Source organism: Xanthocytophaga agilis (assembly GCF_030068605.1).
Classification (GTDB): Bacteria; Bacteroidota; Bacteroidia; order Cytophagales; family 172606-1; genus Xanthocytophaga; species Xanthocytophaga agilis.
On the sequence record NZ_JASJOU010000002.1, the window covers coordinates 764,489 to 789,417 of the forward strand.

General features: G+C 38.9%; 21 protein-coding genes. 12 read left to right on the forward strand and 9 right to left on the reverse strand.

Going from position 1 to position 24,929, the window contains the following annotated elements; all coding sequences use genetic code 11:
- Nucleotides 1-127 precede the first annotated feature (127 nt).
- The 5 genes from QNI22_RS10075 (at nucleotide 128) to QNI22_RS10095 (ending at nucleotide 8,905) form a co-directional block, all read left to right on the forward strand.
- Nucleotides 128-1,084 (forward strand): FecR family protein, encoded by a 957-nt coding sequence (locus QNI22_RS10075; protein ID WP_314510499.1) that lies wholly within the window; start codon nucleotides 128-130, stop codon nucleotides 1,082-1,084.
- Between the two features lie 126 nt (nucleotides 1,085-1,210).
- Nucleotides 1,211-4,561: a SusC/RagA family TonB-linked outer membrane protein gene (locus QNI22_RS10080; protein WP_314510500.1), complete on the forward strand. Its 3,351-nt coding sequence runs from the start codon at nucleotides 1,211-1,213 to the stop codon at nucleotides 4,559-4,561.
- Nucleotides 4,562-4,611: 50 nt separating this feature from the next.
- Entirely contained in the window at nucleotides 4,612-6,135 is a 1,524-nt protein-coding gene (locus tag QNI22_RS10085; protein ID WP_314510501.1) for a RagB/SusD family nutrient uptake outer membrane protein, read from the forward strand.
- A gap of 99 nt (nucleotides 6,136-6,234) precedes the next feature.
- Complete coding sequence (locus QNI22_RS10090) at nucleotides 6,235-7,182, forward strand: phosphatidylinositol-specific phospholipase C (protein WP_314510502.1); 948 nt, start codon at nucleotides 6,235-6,237, stop codon at nucleotides 7,180-7,182.
- Nucleotides 7,183-7,300: 118 nt separating this feature from the next.
- On the forward strand, nucleotides 7,301-8,905 hold the full coding sequence (locus QNI22_RS10095) for a PhoX family protein (RefSeq protein WP_314510503.1): 1,605 nt from the start codon (nucleotides 7,301-7,303) through the stop codon (nucleotides 8,903-8,905).
- Between the two features lie 64 nt (nucleotides 8,906-8,969).
- Here the strand turns inward: QNI22_RS10095 and QNI22_RS10100 are convergent, their stop codons facing one another.
- The gene (locus QNI22_RS10100) at nucleotides 8,970-9,851 is read right to left on the reverse strand and encodes a M15 family metallopeptidase (RefSeq protein WP_314510504.1); all 882 of its coding nucleotides are present in this window, start codon (nucleotides 9,849-9,851) and stop codon (nucleotides 8,970-8,972) included.
- Between the two features lie 350 nt (nucleotides 9,852-10,201).
- Here QNI22_RS10100 and infC point away from each other — a divergent pair, with 350 nt between their 5' ends.
- The 3 genes from infC to rplT all read left to right on the forward strand — a co-directional run bounded on the left by infC (nucleotide 10,202) and on the right by rplT (nucleotide 11,644).
- Nucleotides 10,202-10,753: a translation initiation factor IF-3 gene (gene infC, locus QNI22_RS10105; protein ID WP_314510582.1), complete on the forward strand. Its 552-nt coding sequence runs from the start codon at nucleotides 10,202-10,204 to the stop codon at nucleotides 10,751-10,753.
- A gap of 239 nt (nucleotides 10,754-10,992) precedes the next feature.
- Nucleotides 10,993-11,187 carry a 50S ribosomal protein L35 gene (rpmI, locus tag QNI22_RS10110; RefSeq protein ID WP_313975644.1) on the forward strand — a complete coding sequence of 65 codons (195 nt, stop codon included), beginning with the start codon at nucleotides 10,993-10,995 and terminating at the stop codon, nucleotides 11,185-11,187.
- Between the two features lie 109 nt (nucleotides 11,188-11,296).
- A complete protein-coding gene (gene rplT, locus QNI22_RS10115; protein ID WP_314510505.1) occupies nucleotides 11,297-11,644 on the forward strand; it encodes a 50S ribosomal protein L20 in 348 nt (115 codons plus the stop codon).
- A 138-nt stretch (nucleotides 11,645-11,782) separates the two neighbouring features.
- Here rplT and QNI22_RS10120 read toward each other — a convergent pair whose 3' ends face one another.
- From QNI22_RS10120 to QNI22_RS10130, 3 genes are all read right to left on the reverse strand, one after another.
- Nucleotides 11,783-12,148, reverse strand: a complete 366-nt coding sequence (locus QNI22_RS10120) for a hypothetical protein (RefSeq protein ID WP_314510506.1) — start codon at nucleotides 12,146-12,148, stop codon at nucleotides 11,783-11,785.
- A gap of 161 nt (nucleotides 12,149-12,309) precedes the next feature.
- Nucleotides 12,310-13,371 carry a nucleotidyltransferase domain-containing protein gene (locus QNI22_RS10125; RefSeq protein ID WP_314510507.1) on the reverse strand — a complete coding sequence of 354 codons (1,062 nt, stop codon included), beginning with the start codon at nucleotides 13,369-13,371 and terminating at the stop codon, nucleotides 12,310-12,312.
- Nucleotides 13,372-13,457: 86 nt separating this feature from the next.
- Nucleotides 13,458-14,657, reverse strand: coding sequence for an AIR synthase related protein (locus QNI22_RS10130; RefSeq protein WP_314510508.1), 1,200 nt, complete (start codon nucleotides 14,655-14,657; stop codon nucleotides 13,458-13,460).
- Nucleotides 14,658-15,318: 661 nt separating this feature from the next.
- Here QNI22_RS10130 and QNI22_RS10135 point away from each other — a divergent pair.
- On the forward strand, nucleotides 15,319-15,513 hold the full coding sequence (locus tag QNI22_RS10135; RefSeq protein ID WP_314510510.1) for a hypothetical protein: 195 nt from the start codon (nucleotides 15,319-15,321) through the stop codon (nucleotides 15,511-15,513).
- A 65-nt stretch (nucleotides 15,514-15,578) separates the two neighbouring features.
- On the opposite strand, the gene QNI22_RS10140 is transcribed toward QNI22_RS10135, so the two are convergent.
- From QNI22_RS10140 to QNI22_RS10160, 5 genes are all read right to left on the reverse strand, one after another.
- Nucleotides 15,579-16,667 (reverse strand): 2Fe-2S iron-sulfur cluster-binding protein, encoded by a 1,089-nt coding sequence (locus QNI22_RS10140; protein WP_314510512.1) that lies wholly within the window; start codon nucleotides 16,665-16,667, stop codon nucleotides 15,579-15,581.
- Nucleotides 16,668-16,724: 57 nt separating this feature from the next.
- Entirely contained in the window at nucleotides 16,725-17,276 is a 552-nt protein-coding gene (locus QNI22_RS10145) for an SMI1/KNR4 family protein (protein WP_314510513.1), read from the reverse strand.
- A gap of 130 nt (nucleotides 17,277-17,406) precedes the next feature.
- The gene (acs, locus tag QNI22_RS10150; RefSeq protein ID WP_314510514.1) at nucleotides 17,407-19,323 is read right to left on the reverse strand and encodes an acetate--CoA ligase; all 1,917 of its coding nucleotides are present in this window, start codon (nucleotides 19,321-19,323) and stop codon (nucleotides 17,407-17,409) included.
- 134 nt (nucleotides 19,324-19,457) lie between these two features.
- Nucleotides 19,458-19,673, reverse strand: a complete 216-nt coding sequence (locus QNI22_RS10155; protein WP_314510515.1) for a DUF6814 family protein — start codon at nucleotides 19,671-19,673, stop codon at nucleotides 19,458-19,460.
- 27 nt (nucleotides 19,674-19,700) lie between these two features.
- Nucleotides 19,701-21,221, reverse strand: a complete 1,521-nt coding sequence (locus tag QNI22_RS10160) for an MFS transporter (RefSeq protein ID WP_314510516.1) — start codon at nucleotides 21,219-21,221, stop codon at nucleotides 19,701-19,703.
- Nucleotides 21,222-21,367: 146 nt separating this feature from the next.
- On the opposite strand from QNI22_RS10160, the gene QNI22_RS10165 reads away from it, so the two are divergent.
- The 3 genes from QNI22_RS10165 (at nucleotide 21,368) to QNI22_RS10175 (ending at nucleotide 24,856) form a co-directional block, all read left to right on the forward strand.
- Nucleotides 21,368-22,042 carry a TVP38/TMEM64 family protein gene (locus tag QNI22_RS10165; RefSeq protein WP_314510517.1) on the forward strand — a complete coding sequence of 225 codons (675 nt, stop codon included), beginning with the start codon at nucleotides 21,368-21,370 and terminating at the stop codon, nucleotides 22,040-22,042.
- A 184-nt stretch (nucleotides 22,043-22,226) separates the two neighbouring features.
- Nucleotides 22,227-24,062: a glycoside hydrolase family 9 protein gene (locus QNI22_RS10170; protein ID WP_314510519.1), complete on the forward strand. Its 1,836-nt coding sequence runs from the start codon at nucleotides 22,227-22,229 to the stop codon at nucleotides 24,060-24,062.
- Between the two features lie 26 nt (nucleotides 24,063-24,088).
- A complete protein-coding gene (locus tag QNI22_RS10175) occupies nucleotides 24,089-24,856 on the forward strand; it encodes a ThuA domain-containing protein (RefSeq protein ID WP_314510520.1) in 768 nt (255 codons plus the stop codon).
- The last annotated feature ends 73 nt before the right edge of the window (nucleotides 24,857-24,929 follow it).

Here is a 24,929-nt window from a genome sequence, read left to right on the forward strand (position 1 = left end):
TGTCTCCACATTACACAACGTATACATTATGTCTGTATTTCCTGTTTTATCAAATTGTTAATTCACGTTTTTGTAATGGTTACAACTCAGGAATGCTGTGTCTTTGAAGTAAAATAAGTTTTCATTCGTGGACGATAAAGTATTTAAAGAGTTAGTAAAAAAATTTCAGGCAGGTGAATGTACAGAGAAAGAGATTGAACTTCTGCATCACTGGTTGGATATACTGGAAGCAGATTCACGTCTGACAGATCCAGATACAGAAGAATTGGAGTTGCTTAAGGAGCAATCACTAGCAAACATTCTGCCACATACCAGACAGGAGATACCAACCCACAAATTGTGGCCTGTTGTTGGAAAGATAGCAGCTGCATTCATTCTTGTTTCTTCCGTTGCACTATACCTTTTTCAACAATATGGCTCTGCAAAAACGGTAATAGTAGCAACAGGCAATCAGCAGATAAAAAAGATCCAGTTGCCAGATGGTTCACAGATCTGGTTATATGCAGGAACAACACTAGAATATAATGAACCCTTTGTACAAAAAGAGCGAGTAGTCAGATTAAAAGGACAAGCATTTTTTGATGTTAAACGGGATACACTTCATCCATTTGTAGTGAATACATTTGGTATTATTACCACCGTATTAGGAACTTCTTTTAACATCACTGCTTATCCTCAAAATACATCTGTACAGGTAGCAGTTGTGAGTGGAAAAGTAAAAGTGGGTAATACCCACAAAGCATTCGCGTTGCTCACACCCTCAGACCGTATCATCGTACAAAAAAGTAATCATACCAGCCAATTGGATCATATTGATCCGTTAGCGATTAAGCGATGGACATCCGGGGAAATATTCTTACGGAATGCCTCTCTGAAAGAAGTACTTCAAACATTGGAACAATATTATGGCGTAAACTTTAAAACCCACTTTAATACCAATGAAGGCAACTTTACATTAAAACTAAATCAGAAACTATCTCTTGATCAAGCATTAGATATTATCCAACTAGTCAGTTATCAACCAAAAATCCGGTTTGAGATAAAAGAAAAAACCATTCACGTATACCGGACCAAAACCAAATAGCTTAACAAACATACTATTTAAGAAAAAAGGCACTAATAGGCGTCCTGGGAATCTTTTTGCCTTCAAAAACCAATATCAAACACACATAACTCATTTAAAATCAATTACTTACCTTTTCAAACTATCATGAAACACCCTTTCCGAATCCGACAATGCCTGGCTTGTCTATCTTTTATTCTCACTATCTGCTACATACAGATCTCTTCAGCAACAACACCCAAAATGGTGATGTTACAGAAGAAGATCAAAAAGATGGTCATACCAGACGGTACTCTTGCCCATGCACTGGATATTATTGAAGATAAGGCAGCAGTTAACCTGGCATATGATGAAAATGCTATTCTTTCTTATCAGGTACAAAAGGCAACTTTCAACGAAACTACAGTAGGAGATGTGCTAACGAATATGCTTCAGAAATTTCCTCAACTACGATTTGAAGAAAAGTATAACACCATTGTTATTTTTCCAAATACCAGTTACGCAGAAACCAGTACAAAAGATATCACCGTAACAGGAACAGTAAAAGACGATCAGAATCAACCATTAGCAGGAGTAACAGTTATTGTTAAAGGAACTAACATCGGTTCTATCACAGATGCAGATGGAAAGTATACTATTTCAGTACCCTCTCAGGATGCAACTCTTGTCTTTAGTTTTATTGGTTATGTATCGGAAGAGGTAGCTGTTGGTACTCGTACCTCTGTAGACGTAACTCTAGTGAATGATGTAAAATCATTGATGGAAGTAGTTGTAGTTGGATATGGTACACAGAAAAAAGCTGAGGTTACAGGTGCAGTATCTTCCATCTCAACAAAAGAAATAAGCAGCCGCAATTACAACTCCGCAGCAGAAGTATTACAAGGAACTGTTCCTGGTGTAACCATTATGAATAATGGTGGTGACCCAACCTCTCAACCTTCTATCAACATCCGTGGTATTGGGTCTATTAATGGTGAAAGTCCACTTATCATTGTTGATGGGTCAATATTTATGGGTCCTTTCAATTCTATCAATCCTAATGATATAGAATCATTGAGTGTGTTAAAAGATGCATCCGCCGCTATCTATGGGGCTCGTGCTTCTGGAGGTGTAATACTGATTACAACAAAAAAAGGACTCTCTAACAAATACAATGTAAGTATAAACTATCAGCAGGGATTTCAACAGGTTGGAAAAACACTAAGTGCATTGAATTCAGCTGAACGTGCAGACATTGTAAATCAGATTCGTAGCAATGAAGGTCTGGCAGCAGATCCCGCCTTTACTACCTTTCCAGATGCCCGCATTACTAAAACCAACTGGATGAATGAAATTTTCCAAACAGGAAAGATTTACAATGTAAATGCATCTATCAGTGGAGGAAACGAAAAAAGTACATTTTTTCTGTCAGGTGGTTATAGAAAAAATGAAGGTATACTCTTAAATACTTTCTCCGATCGTTTCACAGCTCGTTTAAATTCCTCCCATCAGCTTCATAAAAAGGTAAAAATAGGTGAGAACCTTTCCTACTCTCTTACAAACGGACAAGGAGCCAATACATTCAGTTCTTACACAGGGCCAATAATAGGTGCTATTTTCTATCCTACTAATGCAACGGTATACAGAGAAGATGGTTCTGGACTATTTGGTGGTGTACCTGAACAATATCCGGCATCTTATGGTGATGTTATAAATCCTGTAGCCTACCTTAAGCGTCTTGACAGCAAGAATCCAATATCCAATCTCCTAATCAACCCTTATCTGGAATGGGATATTATATCAGGTTTAAAGTTTCGTAGTAACTGGGCATACACTCGTATCAATGATGATTCCAAACAATTCAATAGTAAAGTTCTGGAAACTGGTAAAATCTTTGATTTTAACGAATTAATTCAGAATCATAGACTTTTTCAAAGTCTACTGAATGAGCAAACTATACAGTGGGATCATACATTCGGTGAAAAGCATAAACTAAATGCATTGCTGGGACATACATATGAACATTGGAAAAACGAATCCTATTCAGTAACTGGAACAGGATTTGACAATGAAGCACCTTCACAACGTTATCTAACCAATGCCAAAACTATCTCTGCTTATAGCTCAGATATATATGAAGTAAATCAGGAATCCTATTTAGGTCGACTTAATTACTCCTTTGCTGATAAATATCTGTTAACAGGAATCTTACGTCGTGATGGTACATCCAAACTGGCAGGTAATAAGCGTTGGAAATGGTATCCATCTGTTTCAGCAGGCTGGGTTATCTCACAGGAGCCCTTTATGCAAAACATCTCTTTGATCAGCAATCTAAAATTACGGGCAAGTTGGGGGATGATTGGTAATCTGGGACAATTAGGACCTTATGCGTTCAGCTTGCCTCTGGATAAAACACAGACTATGATGGGTCAAAGTCCCAGCTTACAGTTAGGCTTTGCAGAAAATGAATTGTCCAACTCCAATTTGGTATGGGAAAGTTCTGAGCAGAAGAATATTGGTTTAGACGTTGGTCTATTAAATGGTCAGTTTACAGCTACTGTAGATCTTTTTGTTAAGAATAATAAGAACATGCTTCTTCGTCGTACACTTCCAGGAACAGCAGGTGCACCTAAAGGCCAGATTATCAATGCTGGTAATATGGAAAACCGAGGAGTGGAGTTTGGACTTACCTATCATAAATCCAAAGGAGACTTTCAATTTGATATTACTGCAAATGCAGCGCGTGTAAAAAATACCTTGAAGGCCTTGTACGATGATGTTAAATCCCAACCAATGGGTTCAACAGTACGACAGTTGCCGCTGTCAAACATTGCACGAATCGGAGATCCATTTAATGCATTCTATGGTTATCGGACAGAAGGATTATTTAAGTCAGATGATGAAGCAGCTAATTATGTAAACAATAAAGGTGAAAGATTACTACCTAAAGCCCAAGGTGGAGATTTGAAATTTGTTGATACAAATAATGATGGTCTTATTAACGATAATGATCGTGTAATTCTGGGTAGCATCTTCCCAAAATGGACATACAGTTTGAATGGTAACTTCAGATATAAGAATTTTGACTTAAATCTTTTCTTCCAGGGTGTTAGTGGTAACAAGGTACTGAATGCAGTAAAATATACGGGACTAAATGCTACTTTCTTTAGCTATAACTTTCTGTCTGATATAAAAAATGCATGGACTCCTGAAAATACAAATACCAATATTCCCCGGTTAAGTGTGGTTGATCCTAACAATAACTTTGGAAGAGTATCTGATTTTTATGTTGAAGATGCCTCATACGTGCGTCTAAAAAGTTTGACACTGGGTTATACAATTCCTTCTACATGGCTGAAAGGCGTACGCCCTCGCATTTATTTCACAGGACAAAATCTGTTTACAATCACAAACTATTCAGGAATGGATCCGGAAGTGGGGATGAATAATAACGGTATAGACCTTGGGTTATATCCTGTATCGCGTGTGTATATGTTTGGCATTGATGTAAACTTCTAATCTGACAGTACTTACTTAATAAAGCACTTGTATTTCCATTGATATATCCTATGAATAATATAGTAAAAAATATAACCTTACTGACATCTTTACTAATAGCTACTTCTTGTAGCAACATGTTGGATGTTAACCCCCAGGGAGCACCAACTTCAGGCTCTTTCTGGAAAACCGAAGCAGATGCCATTGCAGGTGTTAATGCTGTATATGATCTGTATTCAGATGATGATATGTATGGTCGTGGTTTTTTCTGGCTGAACAACGCCAGTGATGATATCGGCACAAAACCTCGTGCCAATGCCGAAAAAATTAAAAACTTTTTAGTTGATGGTAGCGAATCCGATACTAAATCTATCTGGGCAAAGCACTATCAGGTAATGAAACGTAGCAATGATGTAATCCGCAATGTGCCCAATATTACAATGACAAATGAGGCTTTAAAGAATCGCATACTTGGAGAAGCATATTTTAACCATGCCGTTATGCATCTTGAACTGGCCTACAGATATGGCGATGATCGGGCAGGTATTCCAATTCAGGATAGAGAGAACCCTGAAAATATCTATGTGACACGTACTAAAAATGTTGGAGAGAACTATGCATATATAGTAGCCGATCTGGCTAAAGCAGCAGAATTACTTCCTTATTTTTCAGAGTATGTCCCAGCCGATTATGGCAGAGCACATAAAACAGCTGCATGGGCTTATATGGCACGTACCTACCTATATGCTAAAGATTGGGCTAATGCAGAGAAATATGCGGACATGGTTATCAATAGTGGTAAACATGGCTTACTCACTGAATTTGAAGATGTATTTAAGATTGCTAATAACTGGTCAAAGGAATACATCTGGTCTGTATCTTCCAGTGCAAGCAATACATCCAAAGGATGCATTTTTCCAGGAGTGTTATTAGAAGATAAAGGCTGGGGACTCTACAATGGCTGGGGGAATTTCTATCCTACCAAAGAGTTATTTGACACCTATCAGGAAGGTGATGAACGTCTGCCTGCTACTATTCTGAAAACAGGAGATAAATTTATGTTCTTTGGTGAAGAACGCACATATAATGTAGGCAGCTTTACTGTAGGTTCCAGTAACCGTACTGGTTACCAATTCAAAAAGTATATGGAGCCTTTTGGATATGCTAATCCAGTTGGAACCTATGTCAATCCCAATGGAGATAAACCTTCTACAACATTAAATGTACCTCTGCTAAGATATGCGGATGTCATTCTGATGAAAGCAGAGGCACGTCTTATGCAAAATAAAGATGCTGATACAGAGATTAACATGATTCGCGAACGTGCTGGTCTTACTCCCCTAAGCGGAGCAACAATGACAGATCTGAAACGTGAAAGACGTTGCGAATTTGCAGGAGAATGGACAGATCGCCACTGGGATCTTGTACGTTGGGGAGATGCAGAAGCTACCTATGCGAAACCTCTTCACCATGCAGATGGACATGTGATTTATGAAGGCCGCACATTTAAACCTACTGTACACCATGTATGGCCAATTCCTCCGGATGAGATTGCAGTAAGCAAAGGTGCGCTTTGGCAGAATGAAGGTTATTAAATCCTCTTTTAGAATAGGTAAAGAGCTACTTTACCTATTCTGATTCTTGTTTATATACTTTTCTTTTATCCACTTTTATTCATCTTTTCACTTATTCGCATGAAAAAGCACCTTTTTTCTCTGTCAGTAAGCATTTTTACAGTTGCATTTTTATTGGTTGGCTGTCAATCTGAAAGTCCGGTTCAACCAAAGCCATCTCATTCTGGCAAATCGGCTAAGGTTGCCTATTCACTTAACAACTGGATGAGCTTAGTAAGCAGCAGTCTTACACTTTCACAGCTTTCTATTCCAGGTACACACGACTCTGGTGCACTTTATGAACCTGTTTCAGGAACAGCCAAGTGTCAGAATCTTACAATAAGCAACCAGCTTACAGCAGGTATACGTTTCCTGGATGTCCGTTGCAGACACATTGATAACGCATTTGCTATCCACCATGGCTCGATCTATCAAAACATGAACTTTGATGATGTTCTCAATGCCTGCTGGAGCTTCTTAGCGAGTAACCCTACCGAGACTATAATTATGAGTATTAAAGAAGAGTATAACTCTTCGAATGTTAGCCGCACTTTTGAACAAACATTTGATTCCTATATACAAAAAAATCCAAGTCAGTGGTACCTAGGATCATCTGTTCCAGCCTTAGGAACTGTTCGTGGAAAGAATGTTCTTCTCAGACGTTTCAGTGCTACTAGTACTCCAAAAGGGATTGATGCTACCAATTGGGCAGACAATACAACCTTTACATCAGGTATACTGAATGTACAAGATTATTATAATGTGAGCAGTGCTGACCAAAAATGGACTTCTATTACCAATCAGTTTAATGCAGCTTTAGCAGGAAGCAGCAATACCTTGTATCTGAATTATACTAGTGGTTACAAGGCTCTTATTTTTGGAATTCCTAGTATTACAACTGTATCCAACTCTGTTAACCCAAAAATCACCACTTATTTTACGACTAACACAAGTGGCAGATACGGAATTATCCCAATGGACTTTGCAGATTCTGGCCGCAGTTCCTTAATCATTGCAACCAATTTTTAATCCTATTACAAATACATTTATACAAAATGCCTCTTGTCATGTCGACAGAGGCATTTTATATCCTGGATTAGTCAGTCTTTGTCATTTTAATTCTTTTATCCACAACCAAACAAATTTCATGAGTACTTCATCCAGAAGAGAGTTTCTTCAGTTTTTGGGCCGTGCAGCTATTACTACCTATGGATTATCTATTCTACCAACAGATAATCTTCTTGCAGCCTCTTTACAATCGAATGCCTTACCGTTTACTCCTATCGAACCTTCAGATGCAGATAAGCTTATACTGGCAGAAGGATTCCAATACCATGTGGTTGCCAAATGGGGAGATAAACTCAACAAGACAGAAAAGTATGGTACTCACAATGACTTTGTAACCTTTATCTCATCTATTAAACAAGCTAAAAATGAAGGAATCTTATGGGTCAATCATGAGTATACAAATCCATTGTTTATTAACGGCAAACCCTATACAAAGGGAGAAACCAGAACAAAAGCAGAAGTGCTGGCAGAGATGGAGAGTGTAGGTGGTAGTATTGTCAAGATCCGAAAAAATCCAAAAGACTCTCAATGGAAAATAGTGCAGGGGGATCCTGTAAACAAACGCATTACAGCCTTAACTGAAATTCCTTTTGCCTGGCATGAGCCTATTGCAGGGTCAAAAACAGCCATTGGGACACTAGCCAATTGTGCAGGCGGTCAGACTCCATGGGGTAGTGCATTATCTTGTGAAGAAAACTACGATACATTCTGGGGAGAACTGGATCTTTCAAAACCCGATAAGCCCAAAATACGAATGGGTGACTATGGATGGGATACCGTGTTTCATTATACACCTGAACATTATGGATGGGTAGTAGAAATCAATCCACTCACCGGACAAGCCAAAAAACTGGTAGCTCTTGGCAGATTTGCTCATGAAGCAGCAACTGTATGGCAACTACCTGATAAACGTTGTGTAGTATACACAGGAGATGATAAAGAAGATGAGCACCTTTACAAATTCATCGCCTCTGAATCTAACTCGCTCGAGAAAGGAAAACTCTACGTGGCCAATACAGAACGTGGGCAGTGGATTTCACTGGATATTCAGGACCAGCCTATTTTACAGCAGCATTTTGCCAGTCAGACAGAAGTACTGATACGCTGCAGAGAAGCCGCCAAACTTGTTGGAGCAACTCCCCTAAACAGACCTGAAGATATTGAGATAGACCCTATCACTAAGGATATTTTTGTTTGCCTTACCAATAACGCTCGCAAAGGAGATGTCTATGGCTCTATTATGCGAATTACCGAGAAAGATGGAAAAGACGGACTCCGTTTTGAGTCGAAAGTATTTATGGCTGGCGGACCTGATACTGGATTTGCCTGTCCGGATAATATGGTTTTTGACAACAAAGGCAATCTCTGGTTTACATCTGATATGTATAACATGAACAAAGGAGATTACATACCTTTTAAAAATAATGGATTCTTCTTTGTCCCTATGTCTGGAGAAAATGCAGGAAAAGTATATCAGGTAGCCTCTGCCCCTATGGATGCAGAATTCACAGGGCCTTGTTTCTCCCCTGATTATGAAACGTTATTCTTATGTGTCCAACACCCAGGCGAAAACTCAAAAAGTCTGAAAGAGTTGACAAGTCATTTTCCGGATGGAGGAGATAGCATTCCAAAATCCTGTCTGGTTGCTATTACAGGTCAGGCACTCCAGACTATTATACAATAACTTTCCTTTACCCAATAAAAAGAGCCAGGCAATTCCGTCCTGCTCTTTTTATTTTAAAACAAACTTATAGACTCGCTTCATCAATAAGCATCTCCGGACGATATTCAAAGTGCATAGTGTCATAATAGTACCATTTTCCACCCCAGATAAAGCCGTATTTTTCAAATAATTCGATAATCTCAATAGGATAACGATTTTTGTATTTATGAGGTCGGCCCATCTGTTTATCCCATAGCCAATAATCCGCATACCGAATATTAATATCTACAGCAATACCAAAGCTGTGAGCACTTTTACGATCTGTCCCCCGAATACTCCGCCAGTTAAAGGCTCCTCCCGGATTCCGTACATATTTTAACCATTCCGGATGATTATCCAGTTCATCTGAAATAGCCTGTATCTTTTTATGGATATCATTGACAGTTGTCACATACATCTTCAGCTTCTGAGTCTTTGGTAACCAACGTACCAGAGCCAGCTTTCCATGCACCTCTGCATGTGTTGAACCATACATTTTTTCAAAGAAAGGAGTGTAACGGATTTTTGTCGTATCTGTTACATTTTCGGTAGGATCAGGGAAATCTCGGCCTTTAACATACTTCTTGCTCATCTGATCTTCGAGGTCAGGAGTCAAAAGTAGTGCCTCATAATCTTTATTTTGTATTCCATCATCATATGGCATAACAGTACTATCTTTCCAGATCAGTGAATTGGATGTAGCCCCAATCAAATAGTCCGGATATGCTTTCAACAACTTTCGTATTCCCACAGGAATCGTATCTACATCTGTTATTATGCCTGTTTCCTTCGAAAACAACGGTTCAGGACCCAATATGAATAAGTAAATAATTCCCTGCACAGATACAATCAACACTAATAGTAATACAATCAACCGCCAATGCATTGATTTTCTGGTAGATGAATTAAGCAACGAGGCATCTGACATACAACAACAAAAATATACTTCTGAGTAACAGATTATTATAATTCAAGGTTTTGAAAAAACCATTAAAAACAAATATTGATATTCCGTAAAATATTACATAAAATATTGAAAGAGGTATTTCCTTATTTAGAGACAATTGTTTATTTTTCCGCCATTCATTTTTGCAGACAAAATGAGTGCCAGATAAATAGATCTTGTTTCCATCTATTTTACAGAGGAGAGTATTTTCAGGTTTCATTCTGGAGAAAAGAAATACCCCGGCAAATGAAACCCAGAAACACGAAAATCTGTTGAAGGCATTATGATGCATAAATTTTATTCTTTATTAACTTTAAAAACAGGAGGTACACATCAATAGACCGCAGAGACCCATGGCTCCTCGGGGGAGAGTCGAGGAACCTTACAAAATCAATAACTATATCAAAGCCCCTAAAGTACGGGTAGTGGGCGAAAATGTCGAGCAAGGCATTTATTCTATTCAGGAGGCCTTAGCAATGGCAAAGGCAGCTAGTCTGGATCTGGTTGAGATTTCTCCCAATGCCGAGCCACCCGTATGTCGTATAGTAGACTACTCAAAATTCAAGTATGAGCAAAAGAAGAAGCAGAAAGAACTGAAGTCAAAAGCTCAGAAAGTAGTAGTCAAAGAAATTCGTTTTGGCCCGAATACAGATGATCATGACTTTGATTTTAAATTAAAGCATGCCCAAACTTTTTTGAAAGAAGGTGCTAAAGTAAAAGCTTATGTACAGTTTGTGGGCCGTGCTATTGTATTCAAAGAACGTGGTCAGGATGTATTGGAGCGTTTTATTACAGCCTTAGATGATCTAGGCAAACCTGAAGCTCCTTTAAAATTAGAAGGAAAGCGTATGATTGTTGTGCTGGCACCCAAACCTAAAAAATAGGATTGGTATAGTGACAACATCAAGTTTGTTGCAATCATAAGACATATAATTCTCTGAACAGGATTTACTTCTTATAGTCAGTATTTTATACACTAATTGACTGTAAGAGCTAAATCCTGTTTTTCTTTTTGGTAGCTCATCAAAAAAAACAAAATTAATAAGCTTTTATATTTAGAAATCTATTAATTTTGCAGGCTAATTTGAGTTGTCACTTTATTAAAACTTAACTCTTTACTAAAATGCCGAAGATTAAACCCATTTCCGGAGCTAAAAAAAGATTTAAGGTTACAGGTACTGGCAAAATCAAGCGTAAACACGCTTTCAAAAATCACATCCTGACTAAAAAGGAAACTAAACGCAAGCGTAATCTACGTCATGCTGCTTTAGTGAGTGATGCCGATCTACCTAGAATCAAAGCTCTTTTAGTTATCTAATTTGGTATTTCTGTTTAAAGGAATACCGGTTTCATGTTTCACCCGATGTCAGGCTATAAGTATCTCTTAACTGGGATCGCCTACCATCAAAAAACGAATTTATTTTACTATGCCAAGATCAGTCAACGTTGTTGCGGCTCGCGCCCGTCGCAAGAAGATGATGAAGCTCGCTAAGGGCTATTGGGGACGCGGAAAAAATGTATGGACAGTTGCTAAGAACAAGATCGAAAAAGGTCTTACTTATGCATATCGTGACCGCAAACAAAAGAAAAGAGAATATCGTGCACTTTGGATTCAGCGTATTAATGCTGCTACCCGTGAGCATGGTCTTTCTTACTCTGTATTTATGGGTAAACTGGCTCAGTCAGGAATTGAACTGAACCGTAAAGTTCTTGCAGATCTGGCAATGAATCACCCTGAAGCATTCAAAGCTATTGTTGATACAGTAGCTAAATAAATATAGTATACAGTGACAACTCAAAAGCCCTGCACAACAGGGCTTTTTTATTTTATTAGGACTTAACTTCAGATAAAATAGAGCTATTATACAGGTCCTATCCTATTTTACCCAGTTACTTATATCAGACAGACTTAATCAGAGTTCCAAATCTTTAAGACTGTTCATCAGATCCCGATAGATGCTATCAAGCGTTAGATGTTTATCATAGTTAAGACGTTGCAAATCTGTTAATGCAGTAGATAACACCTGTTTTAGGAGAGGATAGTTATTTAATGATGCACGATCATAAAAAAATTCAGGGATCTCGATGTTATCTTTTCCTTCCATAGCCTGTGTAATAAGGCTCTGGATATATCGGATTAAACCTTCTTTGCTGACAAAGTAACTTTCGTTTCCTTCTTCATAGGTTTTATTCAAACGGAGTTTAGCAATAACAACAGCTAGAGTAGCTCTCAGGTTTCGCACTTGTTTTTCCTGACGGTCAAAATCAGCAGCATTCATACCTCTTAGTCAATCAAAATAGAAAAAGTAAATATTAAATAGGAAAGGCTAATTATTTAGCCTACAACTCTTTCATTTCCAATAATATACACGACTGAAAATTAGAAAAAAACCTGGTAGAAACATACCATATACTAAAAAAAATAATTTTTTTAGTGCAATTACAATTGATATAGTTGTTTACGCAACAAAATAAGTAATTCATTCACCTGACTCATGTCTGGTTGCTCTGGCAAATCTGATGTCATAAATAACATCTCAATAGACTGTATTTTTTCTTCAGCCAAAGCTACCAGTTCTTCATAACTATACTCACCTCTTCGTATTTGCAACAAATATTCTCTGTTCGGTCTACGCACAATAATCTTTTTATGAACCGCAATATCCTCCGCCATCTCTAATAAACGGATTGTGTGCATCATATTTTTGGCATCGTAATTCTTCCCATGCTGTAAGGTATTCTGATAGCGTTCATCATTGCGTTTTTCTACCCATTCCCAGTATTCACGATAATCTCTACAATAAGAGGAGTACCCTTCTTTGTTAAAATACAAATAGGCTTCAGGCTTCATTTCCTTTGGCACACTACTTAAGGATACCTCATTTGAAATATCTTTTCGGATAATACCTTTAAAACCAAGTTCCTGTGTAGAATCATAATATAATGCATACATATTACGCAGATGATTCAAATTCACCAGACCACAATGTTCCTGCAAAAAGCCTTTTGCTTCAAGCCATTTTTTTACCGGAAGAGTAATACCTTCATATGTCACATAACAAAAGTCGGTTACATCTTTACGTTCTTCTTCTACAGGATTCAGAATCTTCTTATTCAAACCTCTGGCTTTCTGAACCTGAGTCATCGCATATCCGGCAAATGTCTGTTTACATAATTTACTTAGAAATAGAGAAGGATCTATCTGTTCAAATAAAGGGTGTTTGTATAAAACACAATCTTCCGGAGAATTAAGCATCTCCATTACATTTGGGTTATTACGCAGCAACAACTCAACAAACCGCTTCAGCTCATAATAGACGATATCATTGGTTTCATTACTGACCTGTTCAACATAATGTAATCCGTAGAAATCGTCTTGAGATAACACAAACACCCCTTTGATATCTGTATCTGAAGTAGGTAGGTTAGTGCCATAAGCACGACTGCCTGATATTGTTTCAAATAAAATTAGTTTGCGCTCCTTCAGCTCCTCAATAGTCATAACAATATGAAAAAATAACAGTAAAAAGCAGATGAGTGTATTCTCTAAAAAGACTGACCTCCATTGAAAGTTGATACGATCTCTTATCAGCTGTAATAGAAATTACCATAAGGACCCGAAATGGTAAGTTTATTGTGTGGTGCAGCCTCTACCCTACCAATAATTTGTGCATTAATATTAAAACTATGTGAAATATCGATTACCTCCTGTGCATAGGTTTCTGGCAGATATAATTCCATGCGGTGTCCCATATTAAATACTTTATACATCTCCTGCCAGGATGTTCCACTTTCCCGTTGAATAAGCTGGAACAATGGAGGTGTATCAAACAAATTGTCTTTGATAATATGCAGGCCTTCTACAAAATGCAATATTTTGGTTTGTGCCCCACCACTACAATGCACCATACCGTGTATCTGTTGGCGCATTTGTTTCAATATAGCATAGATAACAGGTGCATACGTACGTGTTGGCGATAATACCAGACGTCCAGCATCAATGTTCGTTTCTACCATCTTCCCTGTTGTCTCATGATAGCTTACAGCTATTGGATCTGTTAACATTTGGCTGCCTGAATATATAATATCTGCATTAAGACTGATATCATAACTCTCAGGATACTTATTGGCAACATACTTGGAGAATACGTCATGACGTGCAGAGGTTAGTCCATTACTACCCATCCCTCCATTATATTCCGTCTCATAAGTAGCTTTGCCTGAAGAAGCAAGTCCCACTATTACATCTCCTGCAACAATCCGGTCATTGCTGATTACATCAGATCTGCGCATACGAGCTGTAACGGTACTATCTACAATAATTGTTCGTACAAGATCACCTACATCGGCTGTTTCTCCTCCAGTGCTGTAAATTCCCATTCCCTGATCACGCAACATCTGAAGTATCTCTTCTGTACCATTAATAATAGCAGCAATGACTTCTCCGGGAATCAGATTTTTGTTCCGGCCAATAGTAGATGATAATAAAATATTATCTGTAACTCCTACACACAGTAAATCATCCGTATTCATAACTACAGCATCCTGTGCGATACCTTTCCATACAGATAAATCACCTGTCTCTCTCCAGTAAAGATAAGCTAGTGAAGATTTGGTTCCTGCACCGTCTGCATGCATAATGTTACACCAGTCGGAATCACCAGCCAGCATATCGGGAATAATTTTACAAAAAGCCTTCGGAAAAAGTCCTTTATCAATGTTTTTGATGGCGGCATGAACATCTTCTTTGGATGCCGATACACCGCGCTGCATATAACGATCTTGCATACTGCAAAAGTAACAGGTCTTTTGCAATACTGGATATAGAGAGTATGAATTTCTTGCAGACAGTTCGCAAATCTATTCATGAATTAAAGATACACAGTAGGTCATTTTCTGTCTATGCAAGAAAAAAAGGATATATACTGAAATGTTCAGAATGGTGCGGAAATCTTACATTATATAGTAGAGAAAAACCGAAGTTTCAAAAAGTTAGTAGACTAATAATCCGATAGTTATGTATAAAGCCTAATGTAAATCCCCATTAGAATCGCTGTTTGAGGCATTTATCAGGAATGTATGGTTTAAAAAGAAAAAATATTAGTTAATGTATATTTTTAACTTGAAAAGTTATATATATTTGCAATCGGTTCACTCAATAATATGGTGAAGTAAACGTTATGTAACTTTAGAGTTATTAATAGTGTAATAAGATTAAATTTTTAAGAACTAGTACTTTAGCTATTATAAAAGTTCTTAAATTTAAATCGCATCTTACATTCATTTAATTATTTTTTTCTAACTTCTTCATCCATCTATGCACCCATGAACGTTCGTTCTGCCATATGTACCATAATTGCACAGAAAGCTATCCTTTCCGCACGACTGAGATTGGTTTCTGGTGGAGCGTATGTCGTTTGCAGGTGTTTCAAACTAACTATTTAATGCTATGTTGGAATACGCAAAAACGATTCTGGACAAGGTCAGTTTTGACCGGCGCTTATTCGAAAAAGAACTTCGGAAAGCAGTATCTAACCTATTAAGAGAAGAAGTACAAACACTTAAGGCCTGGTGCTATGAGAAATATGGCCAGGTATATGCGGCAGTCTTAGACCAATGTTTTAGTCGATTACAAATTGCTTGATTTTCCTGTCTTTTTATAATCCGCCCTGAGTTTCGGGGCGGTTTTATTTCAGGCCTTCTCTGAATTTATTCAAATGATAGCTCGACCTCGTCTGTTTCCGGATAACCGGTACAAGTTAGCACCCAACCCTCTTCCATATCGTGATCAGTAAGCACTTCATTAATAGACATATGTACTTTTCCTTTCAGGCAACGAGCTACACAGGTGGAGCACCGTCCTCCCCTACAACTGTAAGGTAACTGGATGCCGTGTTTCAGAGCAGCATGCAAAATATTTTCTTCCAGAGGTACTAAAAGTTCAAAATTCTTTGAGCGGTACTTTATCTTTACAGATGCAGGTGCACCGGAAACAGTAACCTCATTATCTTCTCTGGTTGTTAAGGGAGTTATAACAAAATGTTCCTGTCGGATCTGATGGACACCATAGCCCATAAACCGTAGTGTAATATGTGCCATTCGCATAATAGGAACAGGTCCACAAAGATAAAACAACGCTTTGTACGGATCACCTGTTACGTTTTCCTGAATCAGCTTTTCTAGCAACGCATTGTTAAGTCTTCTCCCTTTGATATATTGTATAGCAGTTGAATCTGTACTCAAGATTTTGCCGTCTTCAGGTAATGCCCAAATATGAATGCACCTGAATTGTTTTGCAGTAAATAAAGCCATCTGTTCCAATTCATCTCTGAAAATAGTAGATGTTGCATTGTGATTGGCATAGATCAAAGTAATACGACTATGGGGTTCGCGTATTTGTATAGTCTTTATCAAAGAGTACAATGGTGTTATGCCACTGCCAGCACCTATCAGAATAATATCCCGGGAATGATTTTCTTCTGGTTTTATAGTAAAACGTCCTGCTGGGTACAAAGACTGTATAATATCTCCTACTTTCCAGGTATCCAGTATATGCCGGGAGATCTCCCCATTTACAACACGCTTAATAGTCACAGCCAACGGTTCATCTACATCAGGCGATGAACTTAGGGAATAGGATCGACGCACTTCATGACCATTGTGTTGAATCAGAAAAGTCAAAAACTGTCCAGCCTGATATACAACAGGTGTTTGATCCAGAGTTTCAAAGATAAAAGTTTTGGTATCAGCAGTTTCTAATCTGATAGCCTTAATTTGCAAGGAAAGGAAATCATTCATGCAGGAAGATACAGCGTAAAATAGAAACAGGTTCCATTATAGCAGTAAAAAATAAAGCTATACCATAAAGTTTTCAGGATAGCCAGGCACATTATCTAACTCAATATACTCATCCAGTGTATTGGGATCATGGGTCTGATAATACCGATTCAACATGCCAATAAAACTAAACATATCAGGAGCAATTACGTTTCTGTCATTATCAGCATGCCAGAACTCTATCAACTGTCCTTTTCTGCCGGTAAAGGTCCCACCTAGATCATAACAGATATAATCTCCGCCTCCATTGTGAAAAACAGGTATCCACTCTTTATTCCACCAGTTCTCAATGTCAAACTCTGTCCCAATCTGTGATGTCATTTCAGTCGCAATCTCCAATGCATCCTGCAAAGACAGAAATACTGAATTATTAACAAACGATTCATAACAATCATTTGCTTGTCCATTCTTCCAGAGATAAAGTGCTTTTAGATCTTCCGGTAAGACTATACCATATTGTTCCTCTATTTCATGAATTTCTTTTGTGGTAAGTGGAAAATTTAATTTCCTGTAAAATTCAGTACGTGAATTCTTTAGTTGCTGATCCAATATACTTACTAGTGAAACCATAGAAAATATAGTTATAAAGATGAAAAAGTGATACACAGGGGAGTATTCAACAATAAGTAATCTACATAAATAATCAAAAAAGGCGCAACATGAGTTGCGCCTCTCGATAGAAGTATCAGGTAAGAAAATCTTATACTTTTACAGGAACCAATGCTCCTTCTATAATTTCTTTCACAACTCCCGGATCAAGCAGTGTAGAAGTATCTCCCAGGCTGGTAGCATCTCCTTCAGCAATCTTACGAAGAATACGACGCATAATCTTACCAGAACGTGTTTTAGGAAGACCTGTTACCAGTTGAATTTTATCAGGTTTGGCAATTGGCCCAATTACTTTGGTAGCGGCAGCCAGTAAACTTGCTTTGATCTTTTCAGGATCGTGGTTTTTACTTGCAGCATCCAGCACCACATAGGCATAGATACCTTGCCCTTTCACTTCATGTGGGAACCCTACAACAGCTGACTCAATTACCAACGGGTGAGAGTTAATGGCATTTTCTACTTCAGCTGTTCCCAAACGGTGTCCGGATACGTTGATTACATCATCTACACGTCCCAGGATACGGTAATATCCGTCTGCATCGCGTTTTACACCGTCTCCTGTAAAATATAAGCCTTTAAAGGATGAAAAATACGTATTCACGCACCGTTCATGATCTCCATACGTAGTACGGATCATTGACGGCCAAGGAAACTTAATACATAGATTCCCTTCTACATTGTTTCCTTTCAATTCATTTCCTTCATTATCTACAATTATCACCTGCACACCCGGAAGCGGTAATGTGGCATAGGCAGGCTTGGTAGGTGTGACCCCTGCTATTGGCGATATCATGATACCTCCAGTTTCTGTCTGCCACCAGGTATCTACAATTGGACAGTTTCCTTTCCCAACATGGGTATGATACCAGTGCCATGCTTCTTCATTGATAGGCTCACCCACAGATCCCAGTACTTTCAGAGAACTGAGGTTATGGCGTTCGATAGGCTCTGTTCCATATCCCATCAATGACCGAATCGCGGTAGGTGCAGTATAGAAATGGGTAACTTTATGCTTTTCAATGATTTGCCAGAAACGGTCTACACCCGGGTGATTAGGAACGCCCTCAAACATAACAGCAGTTGCTCCATTTAACAAAGGCCCATACACAATATAAGAGTGTCCGGTAATCCAGCCTACATCAGCCGTACAGAAATAAATATCATTGATATTGTATTGAAATACGTTAGCAAAACTATACGCTGTATACACCATGTACCCGCCTGTAGTATGTACAACACCCTTAGGCTTTCCGGTAGAACCAGATGTATAGAGTATAAACAGCATATCTTCTGAGTCCATTTCCTGTGCCTTATTCTCTATCGACACACCACGGATTGCATCATGCCACCAGATATCACGTCCAGGCTTCATGGTGACTTCTATGCTGGTCCGCTTCAACACGATCACCTTTTCCACCAATGGACAAGATTCCAGTGCTTCATCTACTACTGCTTTTACTGGAATAGATTTTGCGCCTCTGAAGTTTCCATCTGAAGTCAATACTACCTTTACCTCTGCGTCATTGATCCGATCAGCTAGTGAACTGGCAGAAAAGCCTGCAAACACTACAGAGTGAATAGCTCCAACACGAGCACATGCCAGCATAGCAATAGCGGCTTCCGGAACCATTGGAAGATAGATACATACCCGATCTCCTTTTTTAACACCATTTTGCAATAACACATTGGCAAACTGACAAACCTTCTCATGTAATTGTTTGTATGTCAACGTTACGGTTGGCTCATCCGGATTATTGGGTTCCCAGATAATAGCAGGTTTATCCCCCAGGATAAACAGATTCTTCTCAAATATATTTTCAGTAATATTCAGTTTTCCATTGACAAACCATTGCACATTATGTCCGTCCCGATCCCATTCCAGCACTTTGTCCCATTTCTTGTGCCAGTAAAAATTCTCTGCAATATTCTCCCAGAACGCTTCAGGATTGGCTACACTTTTCTGATATTCATACAGATAGCCACTAAGAGTGTTAATTTTAGGTAACATGATTAAAAATAATAGGTAAGCAATACATTTAGTTAAATGCCTGTCTCATCTCTGATTCAGGTACTGATACACAAGAAATCTTCAAATCAATCTAATGTATTTTATTTGATATTTCCGAGAACTTTACATAACCGTTACAATTCTTCATACTCACCCTTGATGGCGTACCAGCCAAACAACGAGAGTCCCAAAAGAATTGGGATAAAGATAAATACCATAATACTCCAGAAAACAATGTCTTCCTGTTTTCCTTCTGCTATTTTCTGTGCAGCATGAAAGGGCAGGTAGCCAATGCCTGCAATACCTCCTGCCAGCCAGAGAAAGCCCAATAACTTTTTAAGTATATTCATAATCAGAGTTTTATAGATCTATAGTAGTTAATGTTCCATGTCCTGAAATTTTCCGGATACATATAATGTCCCAATCACCACACATACTGCAGCAACACCAATTGGATACCAAAGTCCGGCAAATGCGTCTCCGGCAGGATTAGTTTGTGTTTTTGAACTTTCATATAAAAACGTAGCAATGAATGGAGTTAATCCACCAAAGATGCCGTTCCCAATGTGATAAGGCAGTGACATGGATGTATATCGGATGCGTGTAGGAAACAACTCAACCAGAAAGGCCGCAATAGGCCCATATACCATGGTTACAAAAATCACTTGCACAGCCACTAAAAAGACCATCATCCAGAAACCACCTGTTGCCAGCACTTTCTCTTGCTTGATTTCAGGTTTATCAGCTGTGGTAGGATTAAGCTTTTCTTTCTTTGTCTCCTTTAACAGTGTGCCATCTGTATAGGTATGAATAATAGTTGTAGTAGCAATGTCCGCACTCACATCATTTTGAGTCTCTATGGCTTTCTGTGATGGTATTTCCTGTTTTGTTTTTATATCTGCCAACTCATACATTTTGTGATAAATAGGTTGATAAGCAAGAATAGCAAGGAACATACCTACCATCATAATTGCCTTACGCCCGATTTTATCAGACCAAGCCCCAAACAGAATAAAAAATGGAGTTCCTATAATCAACGCAATAGCTGTAATGTACCGAGTCTGATCAAAACTAATTGCACAATTTTTTTCAATGAAAGACATGGCATAAAACTGGCCTGTGTACCAGATAACACCTTGTCCGGCAGTAGCGCCAAACAAGGCCAGTAACACCATTTTTAGATTCCCTTTTTTGGTAAAGCTTTCCTTTAGTGGATTGGAGGAAGTTTTTCCTTCTGCTTTGGCTTTTGCAAACAAAGGAGATTCTTCCATTTTCATTCGGATATAAATAGAAATAACCACCAGAAAAATGGAAAGAATAAAAGGAATACGCCATCCCCAACTGGCAAAATCAGCAGCCCCCATAGAGTTTTTCACACCCAGAATCACACCTAACGAAACAAAGAGTCCCAGTGTAGCTGTCGTCTGGATAAAGCTGGTAAAATAGCCACGTCTATGAGCAGGAGAATGCTCTGCCACATAGGTAGCAGCTCCTCCATATTCACCTCCCAAAGCTAAGCCCTGAATCAATCTAAGCAATAGAACTAATAAAGGAGCAAACACACCTATGCTGGCATAGCCTGGTATTAATCCTATAGCAAAGGTTGAACCACCCATAAGGACCAGTGTAAGCAGAAAAGTATACTTTCGTCCTACAATGTCACCCAGCCGTCCGAAAACCAATGCACCAAAAGGTCTCACAACAAAACCTGCTGCAAAAGTTGCCAGTGTAGAAAGAAATGCTGCTGTTGGATTGTCTTTTGGAAAGAATTGCTCAGAAAGAATAGTAGCAAGACTTCCGAAAATATAGAAGTCATACCACTCAATGAGTGTTCCTACAGATGAGGCTGTAATGACACTCCAGATCTTTGATCTTTCAGTAGCTGCTTTGGTTTGCATTCAGTAACAGGTGTTAAGTGGATAAAAATATCTTTACACCGAAAAGATACTATTTTAGTCCGAAATTAATGGAATAAAATCTTTAAAAGATTCTATTTTATAATATGTAAACCATTCTACCTTTGCTTTGTCTGTAAAATCAATTTATGCCTCTTTTATCCAAACAAAGCATTCTGGCCCTTAGTTATTCTGTTACACTGGGTTTATTACCACTGATTGGCAGCTCTTTAACAACTTATCTGGTGATAAAGAATCTGACTAGTATCAGCCAGTTTGATTATATAAAATGGGCTTTATTTTTCTTCGTTACAGCTTTTACAATGGCCTTTGCGTTGACTCCAACCACTCTTATTGCGCTTCTGAGTGGTTATTTACTTGGCTGGCCGGCTCTTCTTCCTCTCTGTTTCAGCTACCTGTTAGCTTCCTGGATGGGTTATCAGACAATAGGCTTTCTTGATAATGGATCGCTGCTTCAATTTCTTGCCAAACGGCCAGGTGTCAACGCTTTTATATCCAAACTCCAGCAAGGTTCTCTTCAAGTGATTATCTTTTCCCGCCTGTCACCTATTCTGCCTTTTGCTGTAATGAATGCAGTCTTTTCTCTGGTAAAGATTCCTATTCGTCCTTTCTTATGGGGTAGTCTCTGGGGAATGCTTCCCCGTACTATCCTTTCTATCTGGGCAGGTACTCAGGCTTATCAACTCAGTATCTTACTTGAACATCCCAATCAAGGTCTTACCTGGCGTATAGGTTTGGCAGGTTTAACACTTATCTCCGTTTTGGGATTGGGTTATGTTATTCGTCAGATAACCAGAAAGTGAACCTAATCTACATCTTGTTTCGTCTTATAGTCTTATAAATCCTTCCAATAATCTAATCACAAGTTTAGCAAAATTGGATTAGACTTCACGGCATTTCACAATTTTTTTTTTATTTCCTCCAACTTTCGATTTTTTTTTATTATTTAGTTTGCTGACTTTATAACCCCATTCAACCTTTCACAGTATGCAAATTCCGAACATCAGCAAGGCTTTGCTTTGCACCTTAGTACTTTTTATCCCAAGTCTGCTTTATTCTCAAACCAGTAAAGTATTAACCAATCATGTAGGATACGAAGAAAACAAACCTAAAAGAGCCGTATTACTCGCTGATACCCAGCTGTCTCCAGAAAGCTTTCAATTAATAAACCAGACAAATGGCAGTGTAGTGTATTCTGGTAAGCCAGTATTCAGCGGACCTGTTGACAAATGGAAAAACTGGATTTTCTGGACAATAGACTTTAGTGACTATTCAACCAATGGGACCTATCTGTTACAGGTATCTTTGCCTGGTAAGTCAGTCATTTCCTATCCATTCAAGATTGGTAAGAATATCCTTGAGCAAGCCACTATATCAGATGTGATCTACTATTTTAAAGGACAACGAGCCTCAGGCCTGTTGGATAAGGCTGATCATCATCTGGCACTGTCAGGTGCCACTGAACGAACCATTGATGCACATGGTGGCTGGTATGATGCCAGTGGTGATTATGGTAAGCATCTATCTCATCTGTCATTCTCTTCCTATTTCAATCCTCAGCAGATTTCACTCACTGTATGGAGTCTACTCAAAACATATGAACTGCTGGTTCAGCGCACAGGAACAGATTTCCGTCAATACACTAGGAGATTACTGGATGAAGCTATGTATGGCGCTGACTATCTTACCCGTATGCATCCACAGAAAGGATCTTTCTACAGATCTGTATCTGCTCCCGGTCCAGGTAAATTGCCTCAGGATAGAGTGATTCGTGCAGAAGAGAGTAACTATCGCATCAAACAAAATAAAGACCAATCATTTACTACCAGTGTAGCCGGAAGAGACTGGCGCACCTACCAAACCAGCTATCGGTCAGGGAGTGGACTTTCCATTGCAGCGTTAGCTATTGCAGCCCGATACGATACATCAGGCGACTACACAAATAAAGATTACCTGAAAGCAGCCGAAGAAGCATTTGCATTTCTGGAAACAGATAATGTGCTTATGACTAATGATGGCAAAGAAAATATAGTGGATGACTATACAGCCTTATGTGCAGCTACAGAACTTTACAAGACTACTAAAAAGGATGTTTATAAAAAAGCGGCAGAAAAGAGAGCCCAACAATTAATCAACAGACTCAGTCGCTGGAAAAATTACCAGGATTACTGGCGTGCCGATGCCAAAGATCGTCCGTTCTTTCATCCTTCTGATGCAGGGTTACCTATTGCTAGTCTGATATACTATTCTCAGATAGCAACTCCAGCCGTGCAAACTACGATCAAACAAGCAATCAAACGTTCTCTCACATTCGAACTGGCCATTACCCGAGAAGTTACGAATCCGTTTGGTTACAGTCGTCAATTAGTACAGGATACGGCGGGCAACAGGCGTAGTACTTTTTTCTTTCCACATGGTAGTGAAGCCTCCCCGTGGTGGCAAGGCGAAAACGCCCGATTGGGATCTATAGCAGCCGCAGCCCGCTTAGCGATTCCACTTTTTACAGAAGACAAGCCATTTCAAAATACGTTGCAACAGTTTGCAGTAGATCAGTTGAACTGGATACTAGGTCTGAATCCCTATGATGCCTGTATGCTTCAAGGAACAGGTCACAATAATCCTGCTTACGGATTTTTCGGTACGTTTGAGTATACCAATGCCCCTGGTGGCATCGTAAATGGAATTACCTCTGGCCTGGAAGATGAACATGATATTGAGTTTAACCTTTCTTATGCGAAAACAGGTAAGGACTATGACTGGCGTTGGGCAGAACAATGGTTACCTCATGCGGCCTGGTATCTGCTGGCAGTATCTATCCCTTAACATTTTTTATTCTATCTTAAACTAGTATGAGGTTCTATTGTTCTCTATTGACTATCTGCCTTCTCTGTCACATAACAGCCTGGAGCCAGAAAGAAACAAAACTTCGGGTTGTTGTTCTGGCAGAATTGCATGAACAGCATCGGCCCTATGTTGATGCAGCTAAAGTCTGGCTGCATCAACTGTCTACGGATAGCAATCTGGCTATTGACTATATTGAAAATCCGGATAGTGTGACAGACCAATTTCTGTCCAGATACCAATTGTTTATTCAATTGAATTTCCCTCCCTATGGGTGGAGCGACCGAGCCAAAGCTGCTTTTGAGAAATATATCACTACCGGAAGAGGCGGATGGGTAGGAGTACACCATGCTACATTGCTGGGAGATTTTAATGGGTATACGATGTGGCCATGGTTTTCTCAGTTTATGGGAGACATCCGTTTTACAGGATATATCGCTGATTTTGCATCTGCAGATGTTAAAGTGGAAGACCTCAGGCACCCTTGTATGAAAAATGTTCCCACAACTTTTCACATTGCCAAAGATGAGTGGTATACCTACACTGTAAGTCCACGAAAAAATGTACGGGTACTGGCAAGTGTAAATGAAAATAGTTACAATCCCAATTCAACCATCAAAATGGGTGATCATCCGGTTGTATGGACAAATGAACATGTGAAGGCCAGAAATATCTATATATTTATGGGACATGATCCTGCTTTGTTTACCAATCAGGTGTATACAACTTTGTTACGGAATGCAATATTCTGGGCAGCATCCAAAGTGCAGAAATAAAGAAACTGCTGATCTTTGGATGCTAATTCCATAAAGGGTTGGTTATAGATTTAATATAAACTTAACCAATCAC

Excerpts from the sequence above, each read along its gene's own strand:
- QNI22_RS10080 (WP_314510500.1), top strand. The coding sequence starts at position 1,211 with ATGAAACACCCTTTCCGAATCCGACAATGCCTGGCTTGTCTATCTTTT.
- QNI22_RS10085 (WP_314510501.1), top strand. The coding sequence starts at position 4,612 with ATGAATAATATAGTAAAAAATATAACCTTACTGACATCTTTACTAATA.
- QNI22_RS10090 (WP_314510502.1), top strand. The coding sequence starts at position 6,235 with ATGAAAAAGCACCTTTTTTCTCTGTCAGTAAGCATTTTTACAGTTGCA.
- QNI22_RS10095 (WP_314510503.1), top strand. The coding sequence starts at position 7,301 with ATGAGTACTTCATCCAGAAGAGAGTTTCTTCAGTTTTTGGGCCGTGCA.
- QNI22_RS10100 (WP_314510504.1), bottom strand. The coding sequence starts at position 9,851 with ATGTCAGATGCCTCGTTGCTTAATTCATCTACCAGAAAATCAATGCAT.
- rpmI (WP_313975644.1), top strand. The coding sequence starts at position 10,993 with ATGCCGAAGATTAAACCCATTTCCGGAGCTAAAAAAAGATTTAAGGTT.
- rplT (WP_314510505.1), top strand. The coding sequence starts at position 11,297 with ATGCCAAGATCAGTCAACGTTGTTGCGGCTCGCGCCCGTCGCAAGAAG.
- QNI22_RS10120 (WP_314510506.1), bottom strand. The coding sequence starts at position 12,148 with ATGAATGCTGCTGATTTTGACCGTCAGGAAAAACAAGTGCGAAACCTG.
- QNI22_RS10125 (WP_314510507.1), bottom strand. The coding sequence starts at position 13,371 with ATGACTATTGAGGAGCTGAAGGAGCGCAAACTAATTTTATTTGAAACA.
- QNI22_RS10130 (WP_314510508.1), bottom strand. The coding sequence starts at position 14,657 with ATGCAAGATCGTTATATGCAGCGCGGTGTATCGGCATCCAAAGAAGAT.
- QNI22_RS10135 (WP_314510510.1), top strand. The coding sequence starts at position 15,319 with ATGTTGGAATACGCAAAAACGATTCTGGACAAGGTCAGTTTTGACCGG.
- QNI22_RS10140 (WP_314510512.1), bottom strand. The coding sequence starts at position 16,667 with ATGAATGATTTCCTTTCCTTGCAAATTAAGGCTATCAGATTAGAAACT.
- QNI22_RS10145 (WP_314510513.1), bottom strand. The coding sequence starts at position 17,276 with ATGGTTTCACTAGTAAGTATATTGGATCAGCAACTAAAGAATTCACGT.
- acs (WP_314510514.1), bottom strand. The coding sequence starts at position 19,323 with ATGTTACCTAAAATTAACACTCTTAGTGGCTATCTGTATGAATATCAG.
- QNI22_RS10155 (WP_314510515.1), bottom strand. The coding sequence starts at position 19,673 with ATGAATATACTTAAAAAGTTATTGGGCTTTCTCTGGCTGGCAGGAGGT.
- QNI22_RS10160 (WP_314510516.1), bottom strand. The coding sequence starts at position 21,221 with ATGCAAACCAAAGCAGCTACTGAAAGATCAAAGATCTGGAGTGTCATT.
- QNI22_RS10165 (WP_314510517.1), top strand. The coding sequence starts at position 21,368 with ATGCCTCTTTTATCCAAACAAAGCATTCTGGCCCTTAGTTATTCTGTT.
- QNI22_RS10170 (WP_314510519.1), top strand. The coding sequence starts at position 22,227 with ATGCAAATTCCGAACATCAGCAAGGCTTTGCTTTGCACCTTAGTACTT.
- QNI22_RS10175 (WP_314510520.1), top strand. The coding sequence starts at position 24,089 with ATGAGGTTCTATTGTTCTCTATTGACTATCTGCCTTCTCTGTCACATA.